Origin of the sequence: Aequorivita flava, from assembly GCF_038742595.1 — a bacterium.
Lineage (GTDB): Bacteria > Bacteroidota > Bacteroidia > Flavobacteriales > Flavobacteriaceae > Aequorivita > Aequorivita marisscotiae.
Genome location: NZ_JBANCF010000007.1, coordinates 1 through 18,403, shown reverse-complemented (window position 1 = coordinate 18,403; position 18,403 = coordinate 1). Strand labels below are relative to the sequence as shown.

Genomic DNA, 18,403 nt, shown 5'->3' with positions numbered 1-18,403 from the left:
GGCTTTTGAACACTAAAATAAAGAATTATGATTAGAAAGATAACAATACTATTTGTACTTCTCGTTTCATTTGAAAGTGTTGCACAAGTAGGAACCAACGGACAAGATAGAAAAGAAGAAGGACGACCTATTAAAGAGTATAACCTTACCATTGAAGAAAATAAAATGACGCTTGGTGGTGTTACTGCTAATGCAATGACTATCAATGGAGGTATCCCTGGGCCTGTTTTGGAATTTAATGAAGGAGACCTTGCTATAATCAACGTAACCAATAAAATGGATGAAGAAACTTCAGTGCATTGGCACGGATTGATACTTCCCAATTTTTACGACGGGGTTCCATATTTAACTACCCCACCGATTGAGCCAGGAACAACTTTCCAATACAGGATTCCAATCAACCAATCGGGAACATATTGGTACCATTCCCACACAATGCTACAAGAACAAAAAGGTGTTTATGGGTCTATTATCATTCATCCAAAAGAGAAAACCTTGGAATATGATAAAGATTTAGTCGTGGTATTATCAGATTGGACCAATGAAAAACCAATGAATGTATTACGAAACCTTAAAAGAGGTAACGAGTGGTATCAAGTTAAAAAAGGCACAGCAGTGCCATTAAGTAGGGTCATTTCAGAAGGTGCCTTTGGTGCTCAACTTAAATTTTGGAGAGACCGTATGGAAGGGGCTGATATTGCAGACATTTATTATCCCGCATTTTTGTCCAACGGTAAAAAACTGGCAGAGTATCCAGAATTTACGGCTGGCGAAAAAGTAAGGCTTCGCTTCATTAACGCATCGGCATCTACCTATTATTGGATGGACTTTGGCGGAGGTAACCCAATGTTGGTTTCCAGTGATGGTGTTGACGTGCAACCCGTTTCCAAAAGCAGATTTCTCTTTGGCATAGCCGAAACGTATGATGTAATTGTAACTATTCCAGAAGGAACTATTGAAATTACCGCAACCGCTCAAGATGGTTCAGGTCATACCTCTATACAGTTAGGTAATGGCACTCTTTACCCAGCCAAAAGAATTGATAGACCTGATAAGGTAGCGATGATGAAGCAAATGGCTAAAATGGATATGAAAATGGGAGCACCTGCAATGGTTGGAAACAAGAAGAAGAATACACCCGAAGTTTTAATGCAGAAGTACGGAATGAAGATGAATATGAAGGACGGCGAGATGAAAATGGGGAACGATAAGATGTCGATGAAAGATGGCAAAATGAATGACCAAATGGATATGAAGATGGATGATACAATGGGAATGAAAAAAGACTCGATGTCAATGAGCCATAATGGAGCATCAAATAAAATGGAAGGTCATATGCACAATATGCCAATGATGCAGAAGGATTCTACTTCTTTTGATTATGAGGAGCGAAAGACATACTTCAACTATGATTTTTTAAAGGCAAAAGAAAACACCACATATAAAGCAGATTTACCGGTAAATGATATTTTACTAAACCTTACTGGTAATATGCAACGCTACGTTTGGAGCATGAATGGCGCACCACTATCGGAAACCGATAAAATCAAGATTAATGGTGGTGAGGTTACAAGAATTACCTTAAACAATTTGACAATGATGCACCATCCAATGCATTTACACGGGCATTACTTTAGGGTAATTAACGAATATGGAGAACGTTCACCGCTAAAACATACCGTAAACGTGCCACCGATGCAAAAAGTTGTTATTGAGTTTTATAACGAAGAATATGGCGACTGGTTTTTTCATTGCCACATATTGTATCATATGATGGGTGGAATGGCAAGGGTTTTCAGTTATGATACGCCAAGAGACAAAAGGATGGAAGAATATCCAGTTCAAAAACTTATTGATGAGACAGACCATTATTATTCGTGGGGATTGGCTCGTATAGGTTCAAACTTTAATGAACTCTTATTAACATCGAGCAATATCCGTAACGAATTTGGATTAAGGGCAGAGTTCGATTACGACAAAAACCTTGAAGCAGAAGTAAATTACAATAGATACCTAAATGATTGGGTACGTGTTTATGTAGGAGTAAATACCGAAACTGAAATTCCAAATTCGTACGATGAGTTCAATACCGTTGGACTGGTTGGGGTTAAATACTTTACACCTTACCGATTTAATGTAGATGTGAGTATAGACCACCAATTACGCCCAAGAATACGTCTGGACAGAGAGTTATTGATTTTTCCAAGAATTTTTTTGGAAGGCGAATACGAATACAGAGCAGATTTTGGATGGGTCAATGATTTAGAGAATAATAAATCATTTGAAAGCGAAACACAATGGTTGGTAGGGGTTGCATACATTCTTTCGCGCAATTTTTCAATCCAAGCTAACTACAATAACCGATATGGATTGGGTGGTGGACTATTAGCAAGATTTTAAACAACTAAAAATTAAAAAAAGATGAACTATTATTTTAATAAAACAATCAATGGAACCTTCGAAGAGGTCATAGAGAAAGTGACACAAGGATTAAAGGAAGAAGGTTTTGGAATCCTTACAGAAATTGATGTAACAGAAACACTAAAGAAAAAACTGGATATAGACTTTAAAAAGTATAGGATACTCGGAGCTTGTAATCCGCCCTATGCACATAAAGCTTTGCAAGCAGAAGATAAAATTGGAACGATGTTGCCCTGCAATGTCATAGTACAGGAAATCGAAGCAGGTATCATTGAAGTTGCGGCCGTAAACCCAATGGCTTCAATGCAAGCTGTAAAAAATGAAAAATTGAATGAGGTAGCCAGCGAAATAACTGCAATGTTGGAAAACGTCATTGAAAAATTATAAGACACTATAAAAAGGCAGTAATAATAATTAATAAACACAAACTTAAATTAAAACAAAATGAGCAAATTAAAATCAACATTAGGTATAGTTGCGATAGCATTCATAACCTTAACAGTAATGTCTTGTAAAGACAACAGCAAAGAACAAAATAGCACGGATGGAGACCATTCAGAAATGAACCACGATAACAGTGATGGTCATCACGACGGCGAAAAGAGGGAAATGGCAATGGGTGGAGATAGTAATACACAAGCGGTATTAAATGACTATTTCAACTTAAAGAATGCCTTGGTGGGAGATGATAATGGCAAAGCCAAAGAACTTGGGGCAACCCTAGCAACATCCTTAGGAAATTTTGACGCCTCACAATATAACGATACCCAGCAATCGGAATTAAAGGATATTGTAGAGGATGCAGTTGAACACGCAGAACACATTTCAGAAAGTGATATAGCACACCAGCGCGAACATTTTAAAGTTTTAAGTAAAGATGTTATAGATATGGTTGCTATAACAGGAGCAGAGATGAAGCTTTACGAGCAGTTTTGCCCTATGTATGATGGCGGTACAGCTTGGCTAAGTACTAAAGAGGAAGTGCGCAATCCATACTATGGTAGTCAAATGTTAAAATGCGGCAAAGTACAACGTGAAATTAACTAAATGAAAATTGTAAAGATTATAGCAATAGTACTACTGGTAGCGTTCGTGGGAATTCAATTTATTCCGACTACACGCAATCAAAGTGATACTGTACCGTCAACTGATTTTATGCTGGTCAATAATGTACCAGAAACTATTCAAAAAAAGTTACAGGTATCCTGCTATGATTGCCACAGCAATAATACGCAATACCCTTGGTATAATAAGATTCAACCTGTTGCTTGGTTTTTGGAAGACCATATTAAAGAAGGAAAAGCTGAACTTAATTTCAACGAATGGGATTCATTATCCAGCCGAAGAAAAGCAAGTAAGTTAAGGTCTATTATCAAGCAGATTGAAAATGGCGAAATGCCTTTGGATTCTTACACTTTGATACATAGTGAGGCAGCCTTTTCAGAAGAGGAAGCGAAAGAGGTAATTAATTTTATGACACAATTAAAAGACAATTTATAAACTATAATTAAATATAATAAAAATGAAAAATTTAAAAATGAGTATAGCAGCAGTGCTATTGTTAGCAGTTTCTTTTACCAACGCACAGGAAAAGAAAAAAATGAACCACGATCACGAAGATATGAAAATGGATCATAGTAAAATGACAACTATGAAAAATGATGCAAAAACAGAAACAATTTTAAGTGATTACTTTAATTTAAAAAATGCTTTGGTTGCAGATGACACCAAAAAAGCAGCCCAAGCTGGGTCTAAATTGGTAGTTTCTCTTAAAGCTTTTGATACGGACAGTTATTCAAAAGAAAATCAAGAAGAATTAGAAGATATTATAGAAGATGCCGTAGAGCACGCCGAGCATATTTCTGAAAGTGCCATAGACCACCAGCGCGAACATTTTAAGACCTTAAGTAAGGACATAACAGATTTGGTAGCTATTACGGGAACAAAAAACACGCTTTACCAACAATTTTGCCCAATGTACGATAAAGGTAGTGCGTGGTTGAGTACCAGCAAAGAAGTAAAAAACCCATATTACGGTAGCAGAATGCTTAAATGTGGAAAAGTGCAAAAAACTATTCAATAAATAATCCCCTGCCTTTAATACTCTTTTAAATATACTGGTTTATTAGTTAACAGTAGCTTAGGAGATGACAGGGTTACCTGAATAGTTGTAAAGTCCTGTCGTGGGAAGGAAAACAATGTTGATGATTAGTGTTAGTTCCTTCCCAAGTCAGGCACAATGAACTTTTGAAAAAGAGAAGTTGATTTGGTTAATAGCAGCCTGAACTGGGAGAGAGATTAAATCCCTAAATATAGCGTCTCTCTTCCTAGGTCGGGCAAATTAAAATTTCGCAGAAAAGAAGTTTAGTGAAGATGCTTGATTTTGAGGGGTAAAAATTTGGTTGGTTCATTAAAGTTTACCTCTCATCTTCAAGTATTATTTATATGGTTTTGCAAATAACAATAAAGAAAAGAATTTATAACAATGAAAGAATGTTGCAAGAACGGTTGCCAACAAATAATAGGTAAATCTGTGGTTAAAAAATGGCTCAATTATACAGTATATACAATCCTAATATTAATAGTTGGTGGTGCATTGGCACTTCAATTATTTAGTTAAGAGCTTAAATTAAAATGGTTAATGACAACAAGAAAAAAATCTGAAAACACAGGGTTTTACAAACAACTATTTAGGGTTCTTTAAAAATAAGGGTGTTGAAAGTACGATGAGCGGGATGGCACCTAAAAGCCCATTGCTTGAAAAGATTTTAAAGTATGTTGCCTATATCTGTTACGTCTGGTTGGTAGGTGGAATAATTGTCAAATATTTTGTGAATTAAATTATAGAAAGTATGGTCAACAGAAAGACAGCAAAATGGATTCGAAAAGCGCACCGATACTTGGGTATATTCCTCGGCATTCAGTTCTTGATGTGGACTATCAGCGGAATGTATTTTAGCTGGACGGACATTGATGAAATACACGGCGACCAGTTCAAAAAAGAAAAGCCACGGCAAACTGCTTTTTCCAACCTATTGGGGACTGAGCAATTAGCGAGTGAAGAACCAATCCAAACACTAAAATTATTGGAAATAGCCAATGAGCCGTACTATTGGATTAACGAAGCTAATTTATTTAGTGCTAAAACGGGAAATGAAAAAAATGGTATTACTAAAGCTGAAGCAAAACAGGTAGCCAATAGATATATGCTGCCCGATTTGGAAATAAGGGGTATAAAACGAATTGAGAAAGTAGATGCACATCACGAATACCGTGGTCGTCCATTACCAGCCTATGAGATTTCATATAAAACCCCACAAAACTTGAAGGCTTATGTCGCCATAGAAAATGGTGCATTTCAGACCGTTCGTCATAGAAACTGGCGCTGGTTCGATTTTTTGTGGATGAACCACACTATGGACTATCAAGGCAGGGACAACTTTAATACCATAATCCTGCGGGCGTTTTCATTGTTAGGGTTAATTACAGTATTAAGTGGGTTCTTACTTTGGTACATATCGTCGCCCACAATTAGAAAATTGGTTAAAAAGAAACGAAAATAAGTAACACTAAAACCAACATAAAATGGAAAATTCAAATCAAAATTCAAAGAAAAACAACTACACAAAATTTGTAGGTATGCTCGTGGCATCCTTCATAGCAATGTACGTTACAATGTACTTAAACTCTTATGAAATTGACCACGTCTATTTTAGTCTTACCCGATTTTATATGAGCTGTTTGGGTATTGCCGCTATGGCCATTATTATGTTTGTAACAATGCGTAATATGTACCAAAACAAAAAGAAAAATATAGCAATTGTTCTTGGAAGTATTGTTCTATTTGGTGGCGCGTTAGGCCTTGTGAGGGTACAGGCCCCAATTATTGGCGATGTGCTCTATATGAAAGCTATGATTCCGCATCACTCTATCGCCATTTTAACCAGTAAGCGAGCGGATATACAAGACCCGGAAGTGAAGAAATTAGCAGATGATATAATTAAAGCACAAGAAAAGGAAATTGCAGAAATGAAAGCAATGATTAAACGATTAGAAAATAACAAATAAAAACAAAGACAATGAAAAAAAACATCATTTATATAGGTATTGCCTTGATTGTTGGCCTTCTAGGTGGCTTTCTACTGTTCGGTGGAGATTCTACTGATAAGGCAACAAATAGTGCTAAAGACAATCACGAACATTCAGAAGAAATTGCTACTAATCAAATGTGGACCTGTTCTATGCACCCACAGATTATGCAACCAGAACCTGGCGACTGCCCAATATGTGGAATGGATTTAATTCCAGCTGAATCGGGTGCCGATGGCCTCAATGCCAATGAAATCAAAATGACCGATAACGCAATGGCTCTAGCCAATATTCAAACGTCACTTGTGGGACAAGGACAAATAGGAAATAATTCCCTAAAATTATCTGGAAAGATAAAAGCAAATGAAGAGTCAAATGCCGTACAGGTCACATATTTTGGAGGAAGAATTGAAAAACTATACGTTAATTCAACAGGAGAACGTGTTGGCGCAGGACAACGCTTGGCAACTATTTATTCGCCAGAATTAGTTGCGGCACAACAAGAACTGCTTACCGCTTCATCCTTGAAAGAATCGCAACCAGAATTATATAAAGCTGTTAGAAACAAGCTCAAACTTTGGAAACTTTCAGAAAAGCAAATCAACGCCATAGAAAACTCTGGGAAAGTACAAGAAAACTTTCCTGTGTACGCAACCGTATCAGGAACGGTAACACAGAAAATGGTAGAAGAAGGTGACTATGTAAAACAAGGACAACCCTTATACAAAATTGCCAATCTCAATACAGTATGGGCAGAATTTGATGCTTACGAAAACCAAATTGCGTCCTTAAAAGAAGGACAAACCATTAAAGTAACCACCAATGCCTATAGAAATGAAGTGTTTGACGCCAAGGTCTCGTTTATTGCCCCCTTATTAAACTCTGCTACAAGAACGGTGGTTGTGAGAGCTGTTTTACAAAATAAAAAAGACCTCTTTAAGCCGGGAATGTTTGTGGAAGGAAAAATCGAGGGTGCTCGAACGAGCACAGAGAACACCGTTTCTGTACCGTCAACGGCTGTTATGTGGACGGGCGAACGTTCTGTGGTCTATGTCAAAACAGACCCTAATAAAGCTGTTTTTGAGATGAAAGAAGTTTTATTGGGCAATGCCACTGGCGATAGTTATACCGTTCTTGAAGGTTTAAAAAATGGAGATGAAGTGGTAACTAACGGCACGTTTACAGTAGATGCCGCGGCACAGCTTCAGGGTAAAAAATCAATGATGAATCAAGAAGGAGGTAAAACTATGACAGGACACGAAGGACATTTGGGAATGCAAGAAGATGGTTCTGGAGAAAATATGGATGTAACCAATCATTCTCAAATGAAGGAAAGAATTAGGGTTTCAAACAAATTTCAGAATCAGTTAGAACAGGTTTTTGATGATTATATTCTTTTAAAGGATGCATTGGTAAACGATGATACCAAGGGTGCTCAACAAGCAGGAGAACAAATCAACCAGTCCTTGAAAAAAGTGGATATGAAGTTATTATCTGATAAAAAGGCGCATAACCATTGGATGACCATTCAAAAGGAACTAAAATCATCTGCAAATGCTATTGAGAACAGTTCAGACATAGCAGCACAAAGAGGGCATTTCAAGCATCTTTCGGCACATATGATAAGTGGTGTACAGCTTTTTGGGGTCAACCAAAATGTATATATCCAGTTTTGCCCAATGGCCAATAACAATAAAGGTGCCTATTGGATAAGTTTGGAAGAAGAAGTGCGAAATCCATATTATGGAGAGGCTATGTTAACCTGTGGAGAGGTAAAAGCAACTTTAAAATAAAACGAATTACGGATTAATCAAGTAATCTACATAAGGCCAAAAAATAATCTTGGTTTTATAATGGCGAACGATAATGAGTGAAAGCAGAAGAAATAGACGAAAAAATGAAAGGAAGAAGCATCAACCTAAAAGTAATATCACAAAAAAAGATAAAATTATAGCTTTTGTTGTGATAGTATTGATTTTTGTAATTGCTGCGATAGCTGCTGTTTACTATTCTCTACACAAATCTGGGTTAACCTTGTTTTAAAGACAAGTATTATATGAGAGAGATTATCTATATTAAAAATATGGTCTGCCCAAGATGTATCTCGGCAGTATCCAATATTTTAAAACAACTTGAAATATCCTATGCTTCTATTAAATTGGGAGAAGTTAAATTAGTGTCAACATTAAATGCAAACACCAAAAAAGAGCTTTCCGAAGCCCTTCAAAATTCAGGTTTCAGTTTGATTGACGACCGTAAAAGTCAACTTATTGAGCAAATGAAAACTTTGGTTGTTGAGAAAATACATCATTCCAACGACGAAACCGATTTAAAATGGGCAGATATTATAAGTGGTGAACTTAATTTGGATTACAAATATTTAAGTTCCCTATTCTCGTCAGTAGAAAGCATCACGTTTGAGCAATATATCATCAACCAAAAAATTGAACGTATAAAAGAACTCATAGTTTACGATGAACTAACCTTAAGTGAAATAGCTTTTCAACTACATTATAGTAGCGTTGCATATTTAAGCAATCAGTTCAAGAAAATTACTGGGATGACACCATCACAGTTTAAGAAATCGATGGGCAAAAACCGAAAATCCTTGGATGAGATTTAAATTTAATAAAAGAAATAAATGCTAAAATCAATATTTGAAATAACCCAAATGGATTGCCCTTCGGAAGAAAATCTAATCCGAATGAAATTGGATGGGGTTTCGAGTATAGCGAATCTCGATTTTGATATTACTAACCGAAAACTGACCGTTTTTCACAAAGGTCAAATTGATGAAATAGAACAATCAATTTTACAACTTAATTTAGGCGGAAAATTACTCACAACAGAAGAAACAGACCAAATCGAATTCAAAGAACATAAAAACCAAAAGAAATTACTCTGGACGGTTCTCGGAATAAACTTTGCTTTCTTTGTTATTGAAATGGCAACAGGACTGATTTCTGAATCAATGGGACTTGTTGCCGATAGTTTAGATATGCTAGCAGACAGTTTCGTTTATGGAATTAGCTTATTTGCAATAGGTGGCACATTAATCAAAAAGAAAAGAATAGCTAAAATTGCAGGATATTTTCAAATACTACTTGCTACAATAGGATTTTTGGAAGTTTTAAGGCGTTTTTTCGGAGCGGAAAAACTTCCCGACTTTTCCACAATGATTATCGTTTCGATATTTGCACTTATAGCAAACGGAATTTGTCTTTACATTTTGCAAAAGTCAAAGAGTAAAGATGAGGCACATATGAAAGCAAGTATGATTTTTACTTCAAATGATGTAATTATAAATACAGGTGTAATTATTGCTGGACTTTTAGTTTACTGGTTGAATTCCAATAAACCAGATTTGATTATAGGAACGATTGTCTTTGTTTTAGTAATTCAAGGTGCTTTAAGAATATTAAATTTGAGTAAATAAACATATTAAATTCAGATATTCTTTTAATCAGCAAATTCTACAAATCATTCAGCATATAATGTAACACATTAAAGTCCTTTAATCCTGAAATTTGCAGTGTACAAATAAGAATGGGTTTATGGAGACAATCAACATATTTGAAACCGAAAAAAAGAATGTTAAACAGGGAATAAAAGAATCATTCCCAGTTATAGGTATGACCTGCGCATCTTGCGCAGCAAGCGTTGAATCCGTTTTAAAACACACAGATGGCGTATTTGATGCTAGCGTAAACTTTGCGAGCAGTTCTGTTCTTGTAGAGTACGACAAAGAGTTGAGTCCTAATCAACTTCAAAACGCGCTTCGTGAGGTCGGTTACGATATTATAATTGATGCCGAAGACCCTTCGGAAGTACAGCAAGAACTTCAGCAAAAGCATTATCAAGACATAAAAAACCGAACCATCTGGTCGGCGATACTTACGCTACCCATTTTTGTGTTGGGAATGTTCTATATGCAATGGGAACCAGGCAAATGGATTTCATTGGTATTGGCCTTTCCAATTCTTTTTTGGTTTGGGCGCAGTTTTTTCATCAATGCCTTCAAGCAGGCCAAACACGGTAAAGCAAATATGGATACCTTGGTGGCGTTGAGTACCGGAATCGCCTTCCTCTTTAGTGTATTCAATACCTTTTTTCCTGAATTTTGGTTAAGTCGTGGCATCGAGCCTCACGTATATTACGAAGCGGCTACCGTGATTATCACCTTTATTTCCTTGGGGAAACTATTGGAAGAAAAGGCAAAGTCAAATACATCTTCAGCCATTAAAAAATTAATGGGACTACAGCCTAAAACGTTGAAAATTATTGAGAATGGTGAAGAAAAGGAAATTCCTATTTCGTCTGTTCAAGTAGGTCAGACCATTTTAGTGCGTCCAGGAGAAAAGATTCCTGTGGATGGAGAAGTATCTAAAGGAAGCTCGTATGTAGATGAAAGTATGATTACGGGAGAACCTGTTCCTGTTGAAAAAATAAAAGATGAAAAGGTATTTGCAGGCACGGTAAATCAAAAAGGGAGTTTTCAATTTACTGCCGAAAAAGTAGGTGGAGAAACCTTATTGTCCCAAATCATTAAAATGGTTCAGCAAGCGCAAGGGAGTAAGGCACCCGTTCAAAAACTGGTCGATAAGATTGCCGGTATTTTCGTTCCTGTGGTATTGGGTATTTCCATTGTAACCTTCATTGTCTGGATGTCTTTAGGAGGCGATAATGCCTTTTCACAAGCCTTATTGACCTCTGTAGCAGTATTGGTAATCGCCTGTCCTTGTGCTTTGGGATTGGCAACACCTACCGCCATTATGGTGGGAATTGGTAAAGGCGCAGAAAATAATATCCTTATAAAGGATGCCGAAAGTTTAGAACTCGGTCATAAAGTGAATGCTGTTATCCTTGATAAAACTGGTACTATTACCGAAGGAAAACCATTAGTAACTGATATGCTTTGGAAGGATAAACTTGAAAATAGCAATGAATACAAAAAAATTCTTTTGGCTATCGAAGCACAATCAGAACATCCCTTGGCAGGGGCTGTAGTCAACCACTTAAAAGATGAAAATGTTGAACAAACTGAAATGGCTTCCTTCGAAAGTATCACAGGAAAGGGGGTAAAAGCTCAAACAGAAAATGGTTCACCATACTATGTTGGAAACCATAAACTAATGGTTGAAAAGAATATTCAAATCGATGCTTCCTTGATGCAAACAGCAGAAAGTCTCGAAGAGCAAGCGAAAACCGTCATTTTCTTTGGCAATGAAAAGCAAGTGCTGGCGATACTCGCCATTGCTGACAAGATTAAGGAAACTTCAAAAAAAGCCATAGCAACGCTTCAAGAAAGAGGCATTGAGGTCTATATGCTTACTGGAGATAACAATAAAACCGCATCTGCTGTCGCAAAACAAGTAGGAATAACAACAAATTACCAAGGAGAAGTGATGCCTTCGGACAAAGCTGCTTTTGTTGAAAAATTACAAGCAGAAGGAAAGATAGTAGCGATGGTTGGTGATGGCATAAACGATTCGCACGCCCTGGCGCAAGCCAATGTGAGTATTGCTATGGGCAAAGGTTCGGATATCGCAATGGATGTAGCAAAAATGACCTTGATAACATCAGATTTGCAATCTATTCCCAAAGCTTTGGAACTATCGAAAAGAACGGTGTTGGGCATACGTCAGAATTTATTTTGGGCATTTATTTACAACATTATTGGCATTCCAATTGCAGCGGGAGTTCTTTATCCTGTAAATGGGTTTTTGTTGGATCCGATGATTGCAGGTGCAGCAATGGCATTCAGTAGTGTATCCGTAGTTGCAAATAGCTTAAGACTTAAACGAGTAAAACTTTAATAATAAATAAATTCAATACTATGAAAACTTTAAAATTTAAAACAAATATCAATTGTGGTGGGTGCGTATCAAAAGTCACCCCTTTTTTAAACAAACAAGAAGGTGTAGAAAGTTGGGAAGTGGATACCGCTAATCCTGATAAAATCCTAACCATTGAAAGCGATGGTGTAACCGAAGAAGATGTAAAGGCTACCTTGCAAAAAGTTGGCTTTAAAGCTGAATCTGTAGATTAATACTTTCCTTTTAATATGGCTTATATTTTAATTTCAGTTGTGGTTATTCTCTTTGCTGTTCATTTTTACAGAAAAGCGAAACGCCATAGTGTAAAGCCATTTCCAGAACATTGGCATAAATTATTGACGGATAATGTGCTGTTTTATAGAAATCTATCAAAAGACGCACAGCTAATTTTTCAGCAAAAAATGATGCAATTTTTAAGTGAGGTTTATATAGATGGTGTGCAGTTTGAATTGGAAGAATTGGACAAGATTTTAATTGCGGCAAGCGCAGTAATCCCTGTTTTTGGTTTTAAAGAATGGCATTACACCAATTTAAGCGGTATCCTTTTGTATCCAGATAATTTTAATGAGGATATGCAATTTAGTAGTAAAGATAACTCAAGAAATATTGGTGGAATAGTTGGGAATGGACGTTTTGAGAAGCAAATGATTTTATCTAAAAAAGCATTGTACCACGGTTTTCAAAACACAACCGATAAAAGTAATACTGGCATACACGAATTTGTTCATCTTATTGATAAAATAGATGACCAGACAGACGGCGTGCCAGAGCGATTATTAGAACATAAATATGCTATACCTTGGCTTAACTTAATCCATAGAGAAATGGAATCGATAAATGATAATCATTCCGATATCAGAAAACATGGAGGTACCAATCAAGCTGAATTCTTTGCCGTTGCATCAGAGTATTTCTTTGAACGTCCGGACTTGCTTAAAAAGAAGCATCCTGACCTATATAAAATGTTGGTTAAATGCTTCAATCAAAAGCCAATTAGTTGAAATATGGTAGGTCTTTCAACCAATGTTATATGTCGTAATAAGAAACAACCTAGTTACACTCTTATAACATCGTAAACCTACTACTGATTTTCAAGGCTTTTATGTAATTGATGATAAGCAAAACAGCAAACCGCCAATTTATCGTCCACCCAACAATTAATTCAATTCTTACCTCTCATCCCTCGACTCCCGAGGCCCACCATCTTTAGGTTAATCGTTTAAGCGCACCTGTCTTTATGATAGGGATTCTACTATACATTAAGATTAAACCTAAAATTTTAAACAATGAATAAATTCATCGTGTCCGCTATTTGCGGATGTCTGTTCTTTGTTAATGGTTTCTCACAGGATAAAAACATAGATTTGGTTTTCGGAGAAAGATTTAGAAATAATATTAAAAAGACATATTCTAAATAAATAAGCATTTAGATTTATTTTTGTACACTGCTTCCAAAATAATTACGATTTTGCACTTCAATATGGAAACCGAAGTTTTCACGGAATAAGAATAAGAATAAATAGGAAAATATGCAACTAGCACAACGAGTACCGCAGCACATTTCTGAATCTGCGTCATTTAAAATATTTGCAAATCACATTCCAGATAATTGGATTGTCCGTCACAGAAAGAGATTATGGGATTGATTGTTATGTGGAATTGGTAAATGAAAAAAATCAACTGACAGGGGATTTAGCATCCATACAACTCAAATCTAAAGATACTATAGATTGGAATTTAGATAATACACTAACCATATCCAATATAAAAATATCAACGAGTAATTATTGGTATCGCTTTCCAGTACCAGTATTTCTATGTGTGACGGACAACCAAAAAAAGGAAATGTATTTCGTTTCAGTGAAAAATTTCATAAAAAAGAATTTTTTAACTTTTGCAAAGCAAAAAACCTTCAATTATTCCATATCAAAAGATATGGACTTTTTTGACAAAAAATCGGGACCATCACTTTTTAGATTGAGATATGCTTTTCAAGATTCAAGAAATCTCTTTGAAAATGAAATGAAAACATTCTTATCAACCTTGGAACGTTATCACAATTTCCAAGATGAACATAGTTACAGGGATTATCATTTGCCCATAGAATCTGTGGATTTAATCTTTTTTGAAGCGATGTATCGAAATTACTTTTTTATTGCTGATTATTTATTAATTGAGCATCCAATTCTGTCTTTAAGAGAGTTGAAATTAAAAAGCAAACAGGTTTTTAAAGATGACTATTACGAACTCTATGAACACGATTTAGCTCAAGTAGTAGAAGATTTTAGAAATTTATTCTTAAAAATAATCAAGGGTCTTAAACAAAAAGTTGAAGCTGAAAAAGAGTATTGGATTACCATCGATTTAAACCTATTTAATTACGTTACTAATATAAAAGATAACGGCGAGCTGCCACACTATTGATTTTTTAATTAGAGTATCTGGTAATTTAAATTAACCTTGAAATACTGTACTAAAGAAAATTAAAAATAAATAACCAAAACAATTTCAATAGCTTTGTGAATCATCCATAGTTATCACAATAGTTATGTTAAGCACCGCTGAAATAAAATCCTTGATTGCATCTGGAGAGGGCTATAATGTGGAATTCAAGAGAAATATTCCAAACAAGGTCAAAGAGGTCACAGAAGAAATCTGTGCCTTTGCCAATGCAGCAGGAGGCACTATTTTATTAGGTGTGGATGACAATAATGTTATTCAAGGAATTACTTTCAATAATGCAAAGCACTCTGCACTTCAAAATTCAATAAACGAAATAACACCTGCATTACATTGTGAAATCTATCCGTTAGAGGTTGATGGTAAAGAGTTGGTGCTAATTGAAGTGCCTTCGGGCGAAAGCAAACCTTATGTACTTTCGGGTGCTATTTATGTACGCCAAGGCCCTAATTCCCAAAAACTAACAACGGTTGAGGAAATGAGGGATTTTTTTCAACAGGCCGATAAAATATATTTCGATGAAGCACCCTGTAAAACCATTGATATAGTACAAGATATTCCTGATGCCAATATTATTCAGTTTAGGGATTTGGCAGGTTTAAATTCCACGATTTCCAATGAGCAGGTTTTTCAAAATCTTAAACTGATTACAAAAGAAGGTTATCTTAAAAATGGTGCCGCTTTGTTTTTCGCAAAAAACCCCGAAACGTTTTTTGAAAAAGCAGTAATTCGTTGTATTGCCTTGGATGGTATTGACAAAAGATACATTGTTGATGATAAGACAATGGCAGGAACGCTATATCAACAATTCCTTCAAGCGATGGCTTGGCTTAAAACAAAGCTTAATGTTCGATATGATATTGAGGGTGTAGGTTCACAGCCACGTAAGGAACTCTGGGAAATTCCCGAAACAGTGTTTAAGGAAGCAATCATCAATGCGCTGGCACATAGAGATTATTATGATAAAGGTGCGCGTATTTCCATTGAAGTTTTTACTGATAGAGTTGAAGTTTCAAATCCTGGCGGACTTGTTAGTGGCATTCCTAAAAATGAATTTGGAAAAAGAAGTTTAAGTAGAAATCCTTTGATATTTGGTCTATTTGAAAGAATTAGAATGGTAGAACAAGTAGGTTCTGGTATCAGTAGAATGAGGGATTTAATGGTAGAAGAAGATTTAACGCCACCTGAATTTAATACTGAAGGTATATTTACTGTTACATTTAGAAGACCTTTTGATTTTGATAAGTGGGTAGATAAGTGGGTAGATAATCTTACTGATAATAGAGTTGGAATTATTAGAGCTATTCATAAAGATAATAAAGTTTCTAAAAGAGAACTTGAAGATATAATAGGCTTAAGTCCTACTGCCATTGATAATAATATTGATGCTCTAAAAGATATTGGTCTTATTGAAAGAATGGGTGGAGCAAAAGGTGGCCATTGGAAAATTAATTACATACTTCCTTAAGTGGGTAGAAAAGGTGGGTAGAAAATCTATTGTTAAATTAAAAGTTAGAAATGAAGGTATGTTTTATAGAATATGGGTGTAACAATTAAAATGCCATTAACTTTCGAGGTCTGCTTTCCTGAAGAAGAACAAAAATCCATAGACCATTATTTGAAGGATTTAGGCAAGGATATGCGATTGTTAATGGGTTCTTTTCTATTGGGAATTAAAAATAGCGGTTCTAAATTTTCTGGTCTTACAGGCTTTTTGCCAGAATATTTTTCAGAAGCCAATTTTCAATTTGCAGATAGTGTTTATAAACGGATGGTAATTTTTGCAAGGGAAAATGATTTCGATATAGAAAGTTTTGAAGTCCTATATCCAATGAGTAGTCTTACCTATTTTGAGTACGTTTACGATAATCCAGCCGAATTTGATAATAAGGAATATAGCAGAGAGGAATTTTTAGATATTGAAATCAATTTTTTCAAGGCCTACACTGTTTTCAATCAAAAAACAATTACGGAACGAGGTAAGGATTTAGCACAAAATTTTAAGGAATATGATATTAATGGCAATCTCACGAATTTTTTCATAGGAAATAATCTGCACAGTTTCGATATTACAGACTACCAAATAAATAAGGTGTTTTACTGTCAATTTTTGAAAGCCTACAGTTTCTTTGAGTTTTTAGAATCATTTCAAGGTAGCGAGCATCTAATCAAGGCATTTTATAATTATTATGATGTCCCAAATTTCAAGAAGTATCTTCATAAATTATTGGGTATTGTTTTTCCCGTGCTAACCGCAAAAAGAGAGGCTCAAACTGAAATACATCTGGAGGCTGACAAGCAGGAAGAACTCTCATTGTTTATTGAGAAACATATAAAACTGGATGATGAAAGGTTAACCGATTTTGATTTTACCAAAACTCGAAGTTATCCGCTCTATAAAATAGATGAAGGAAAATATAGAATTATCTATCCATTATTTGTTGTAGAAATGATTTACAAAGGCTTGTATTTTCGTTTTAAGGACATCAATGCCACGCTTCCGGAAAACCAACAGTTAAAAAACCTTTATGGCATTAAAAATTTGGAATTTTCTGAACAATATTTATTGAATCAAACACTGAAGAAGATATTTGGTAATAGATTTATACAAAAGTCCGGTAAGGAATTGGATGCAGAATTTGAAGGAGCACCGGATTATTATGTGCGCAATGGCAAAAGAATATTTGTGTTTGAATCAAAAGATGTTCTTTTAGGAAAGGAAATAAAGCAATCTACCAATTATAATGAAGTATTGGAAAAGCTTAAAATTACCTTTGTAGAAAATGAAAAAGGCAAGTCAAAAGCAGTGTTACAACTTAAAGACACCATAAGAGAGATATTGACCCAATCACTTTCATTTGATAAAAACGCACCCTCTGAAAAAGCACATATATATCCAATATTAATTGTCCATTACAGAATGTTCAATACGCCAGGAATGAATAAGCTAATTGATGGATGGTTTAAAAATGCACTCACAATTTTAATGAAGAGGGTTTGAATGTAGAAAATGTAAGAAGTCTTATCATTATAGATATGGACACTCTAATTTATAACAGTCACTTTTTTGAAACCCGTAAACTTTCTTTTGAAGATTGTCTGTTGGAATACCATTCCAAGTATTTGAATATAAATTTGAAAAACCACCGCTTCAAAAACCAACAACAAGTTGACGATATTATCAGTGAGAGCTATGCCTCTTTCGCCCATTACCTCGATAACAAAATTGACGACAAATATAGAAGGCCAAAACCAACAGAATTATTGGAGAAAATGATAAGTGTAGTCACAAAATAAAATTCTCATTATGAATTATGAATACCGTATTTGTTGCTTTATTGGATAGGGCGGACAAAGTGAGCCACTTGCGGCGGATGAAAGTGAGCATAGCAAAGTAAGTGCTCAAAATCGATTCATTTGTGGTTAAATTTAATATTTATTTTTCATTTTTTTGCGCATCGATTCCCCTTTGATATGTAATACTCCCTTAAATTCGGACCATAAGTTAAGTTGAAAATTTTTAACTTTAAACTTATGAATATGAAACGAACGAAACGAAAATTCACAATTGCTTTTAAGACCAAGGTTGCCATTGA

General features: G+C 35.3%; 17 protein-coding genes. All 17 read left to right on the top strand.

The genetic code is table 11. The features are described 5' to 3' along the window. The first annotated feature begins 27 nt into the window (after positions 1-27). The 17 genes from VZD24_RS09565 to VZD24_RS09485 all read left to right on the top strand — a co-directional run bounded on the left by VZD24_RS09565 (position 28) and on the right by VZD24_RS09485 (position 18,104). Positions 28-2,400, top strand: a complete 2,373-nt coding sequence (locus VZD24_RS09565) for a multicopper oxidase domain-containing protein (RefSeq protein WP_342687608.1) — start codon at positions 28-30, stop codon at positions 2,398-2,400. A gap of 21 nt (positions 2,401-2,421) precedes the next feature. Beyond that, positions 2,422-2,808 carry a DUF302 domain-containing protein gene (locus tag VZD24_RS09560; protein ID WP_008991354.1) on the top strand — a complete coding sequence of 129 codons (387 nt, stop codon included), beginning with the start codon at positions 2,422-2,424 and terminating at the stop codon, positions 2,806-2,808. A 57-nt stretch (positions 2,809-2,865) separates the two neighbouring features. Next, on the top strand, positions 2,866-3,468 hold the full coding sequence (locus VZD24_RS09555; RefSeq protein ID WP_072316388.1) for a DUF3347 domain-containing protein: 603 nt from the start codon (positions 2,866-2,868) through the stop codon (positions 3,466-3,468). Then, a complete protein-coding gene (locus tag VZD24_RS09550) occupies positions 3,469-3,921 on the top strand; it encodes a heme-binding domain-containing protein (RefSeq protein WP_342687609.1) in 453 nt (150 codons plus the stop codon). A gap of 22 nt (positions 3,922-3,943) precedes the next feature. Then, positions 3,944-4,504, top strand: a complete 561-nt coding sequence (locus VZD24_RS09545; RefSeq protein ID WP_027884427.1) for a DUF3347 domain-containing protein — start codon at positions 3,944-3,946, stop codon at positions 4,502-4,504. Positions 4,505-5,273: 769 nt separating this feature from the next. Further along, positions 5,274-5,984 (top strand): PepSY domain-containing protein, encoded by a 711-nt coding sequence (locus VZD24_RS09540; RefSeq protein ID WP_008616453.1) that lies wholly within the window; start codon positions 5,274-5,276, stop codon positions 5,982-5,984. A gap of 22 nt (positions 5,985-6,006) precedes the next feature. After that, complete coding sequence (locus VZD24_RS09535) at positions 6,007-6,489, top strand: DUF305 domain-containing protein (protein WP_008616455.1); 483 nt, start codon at positions 6,007-6,009, stop codon at positions 6,487-6,489. A gap of 11 nt (positions 6,490-6,500) precedes the next feature. Beyond that, positions 6,501-8,303, top strand: a complete 1,803-nt coding sequence (locus tag VZD24_RS09530; protein WP_008616461.1) for an efflux RND transporter periplasmic adaptor subunit — start codon at positions 6,501-6,503, stop codon at positions 8,301-8,303. Positions 8,304-8,566: 263 nt separating this feature from the next. Next, entirely contained in the window at positions 8,567-9,133 is a 567-nt protein-coding gene (locus tag VZD24_RS09525; RefSeq protein WP_008616465.1) for a helix-turn-helix domain-containing protein, read from the top strand. Positions 9,134-9,151: 18 nt separating this feature from the next. Further along, positions 9,152-9,946 (top strand): cation efflux transmembrane domain-containing protein, encoded by a 795-nt coding sequence (locus VZD24_RS09520; RefSeq protein ID WP_008616466.1) that lies wholly within the window; start codon positions 9,152-9,154, stop codon positions 9,944-9,946. Positions 9,947-10,064: 118 nt separating this feature from the next. After that, entirely contained in the window at positions 10,065-12,326 is a 2,262-nt protein-coding gene (locus VZD24_RS09515) for a heavy metal translocating P-type ATPase (RefSeq protein ID WP_342687610.1), read from the top strand. Between the two features lie 20 nt (positions 12,327-12,346). Continuing rightward, positions 12,347-12,559 (top strand): heavy-metal-associated domain-containing protein, encoded by a 213-nt coding sequence (locus VZD24_RS09510; RefSeq protein ID WP_279448346.1) that lies wholly within the window; start codon positions 12,347-12,349, stop codon positions 12,557-12,559. Between the two features lie 15 nt (positions 12,560-12,574). Continuing rightward, entirely contained in the window at positions 12,575-13,348 is a 774-nt protein-coding gene (locus tag VZD24_RS09505) for a M90 family metallopeptidase (protein WP_342687611.1), read from the top strand. 586 nt (positions 13,349-13,934) lie between these two features. Beyond that, on the top strand, positions 13,935-14,771 hold the full coding sequence (locus tag VZD24_RS09500) for a DUF4365 domain-containing protein (RefSeq protein WP_342688799.1): 837 nt from the start codon (positions 13,935-13,937) through the stop codon (positions 14,769-14,771). Positions 14,772-14,895: 124 nt separating this feature from the next. Next, complete coding sequence (locus tag VZD24_RS09495; protein WP_279448343.1) at positions 14,896-16,275, top strand: RNA-binding domain-containing protein; 1,380 nt, start codon at positions 14,896-14,898, stop codon at positions 16,273-16,275. Positions 16,276-16,365: 90 nt separating this feature from the next. Continuing rightward, the gene (locus tag VZD24_RS09490; RefSeq protein ID WP_342687613.1) at positions 16,366-17,808 is read left to right on the top strand and encodes a hypothetical protein; all 1,443 of its coding nucleotides are present in this window, start codon (positions 16,366-16,368) and stop codon (positions 17,806-17,808) included. Between the two features lie 35 nt (positions 17,809-17,843). Further along, the gene (locus tag VZD24_RS09485; RefSeq protein ID WP_279448341.1) at positions 17,844-18,104 is read left to right on the top strand and encodes a hypothetical protein; all 261 of its coding nucleotides are present in this window, start codon (positions 17,844-17,846) and stop codon (positions 18,102-18,104) included. The last annotated feature ends 299 nt before the right edge of the window (positions 18,105-18,403 follow it).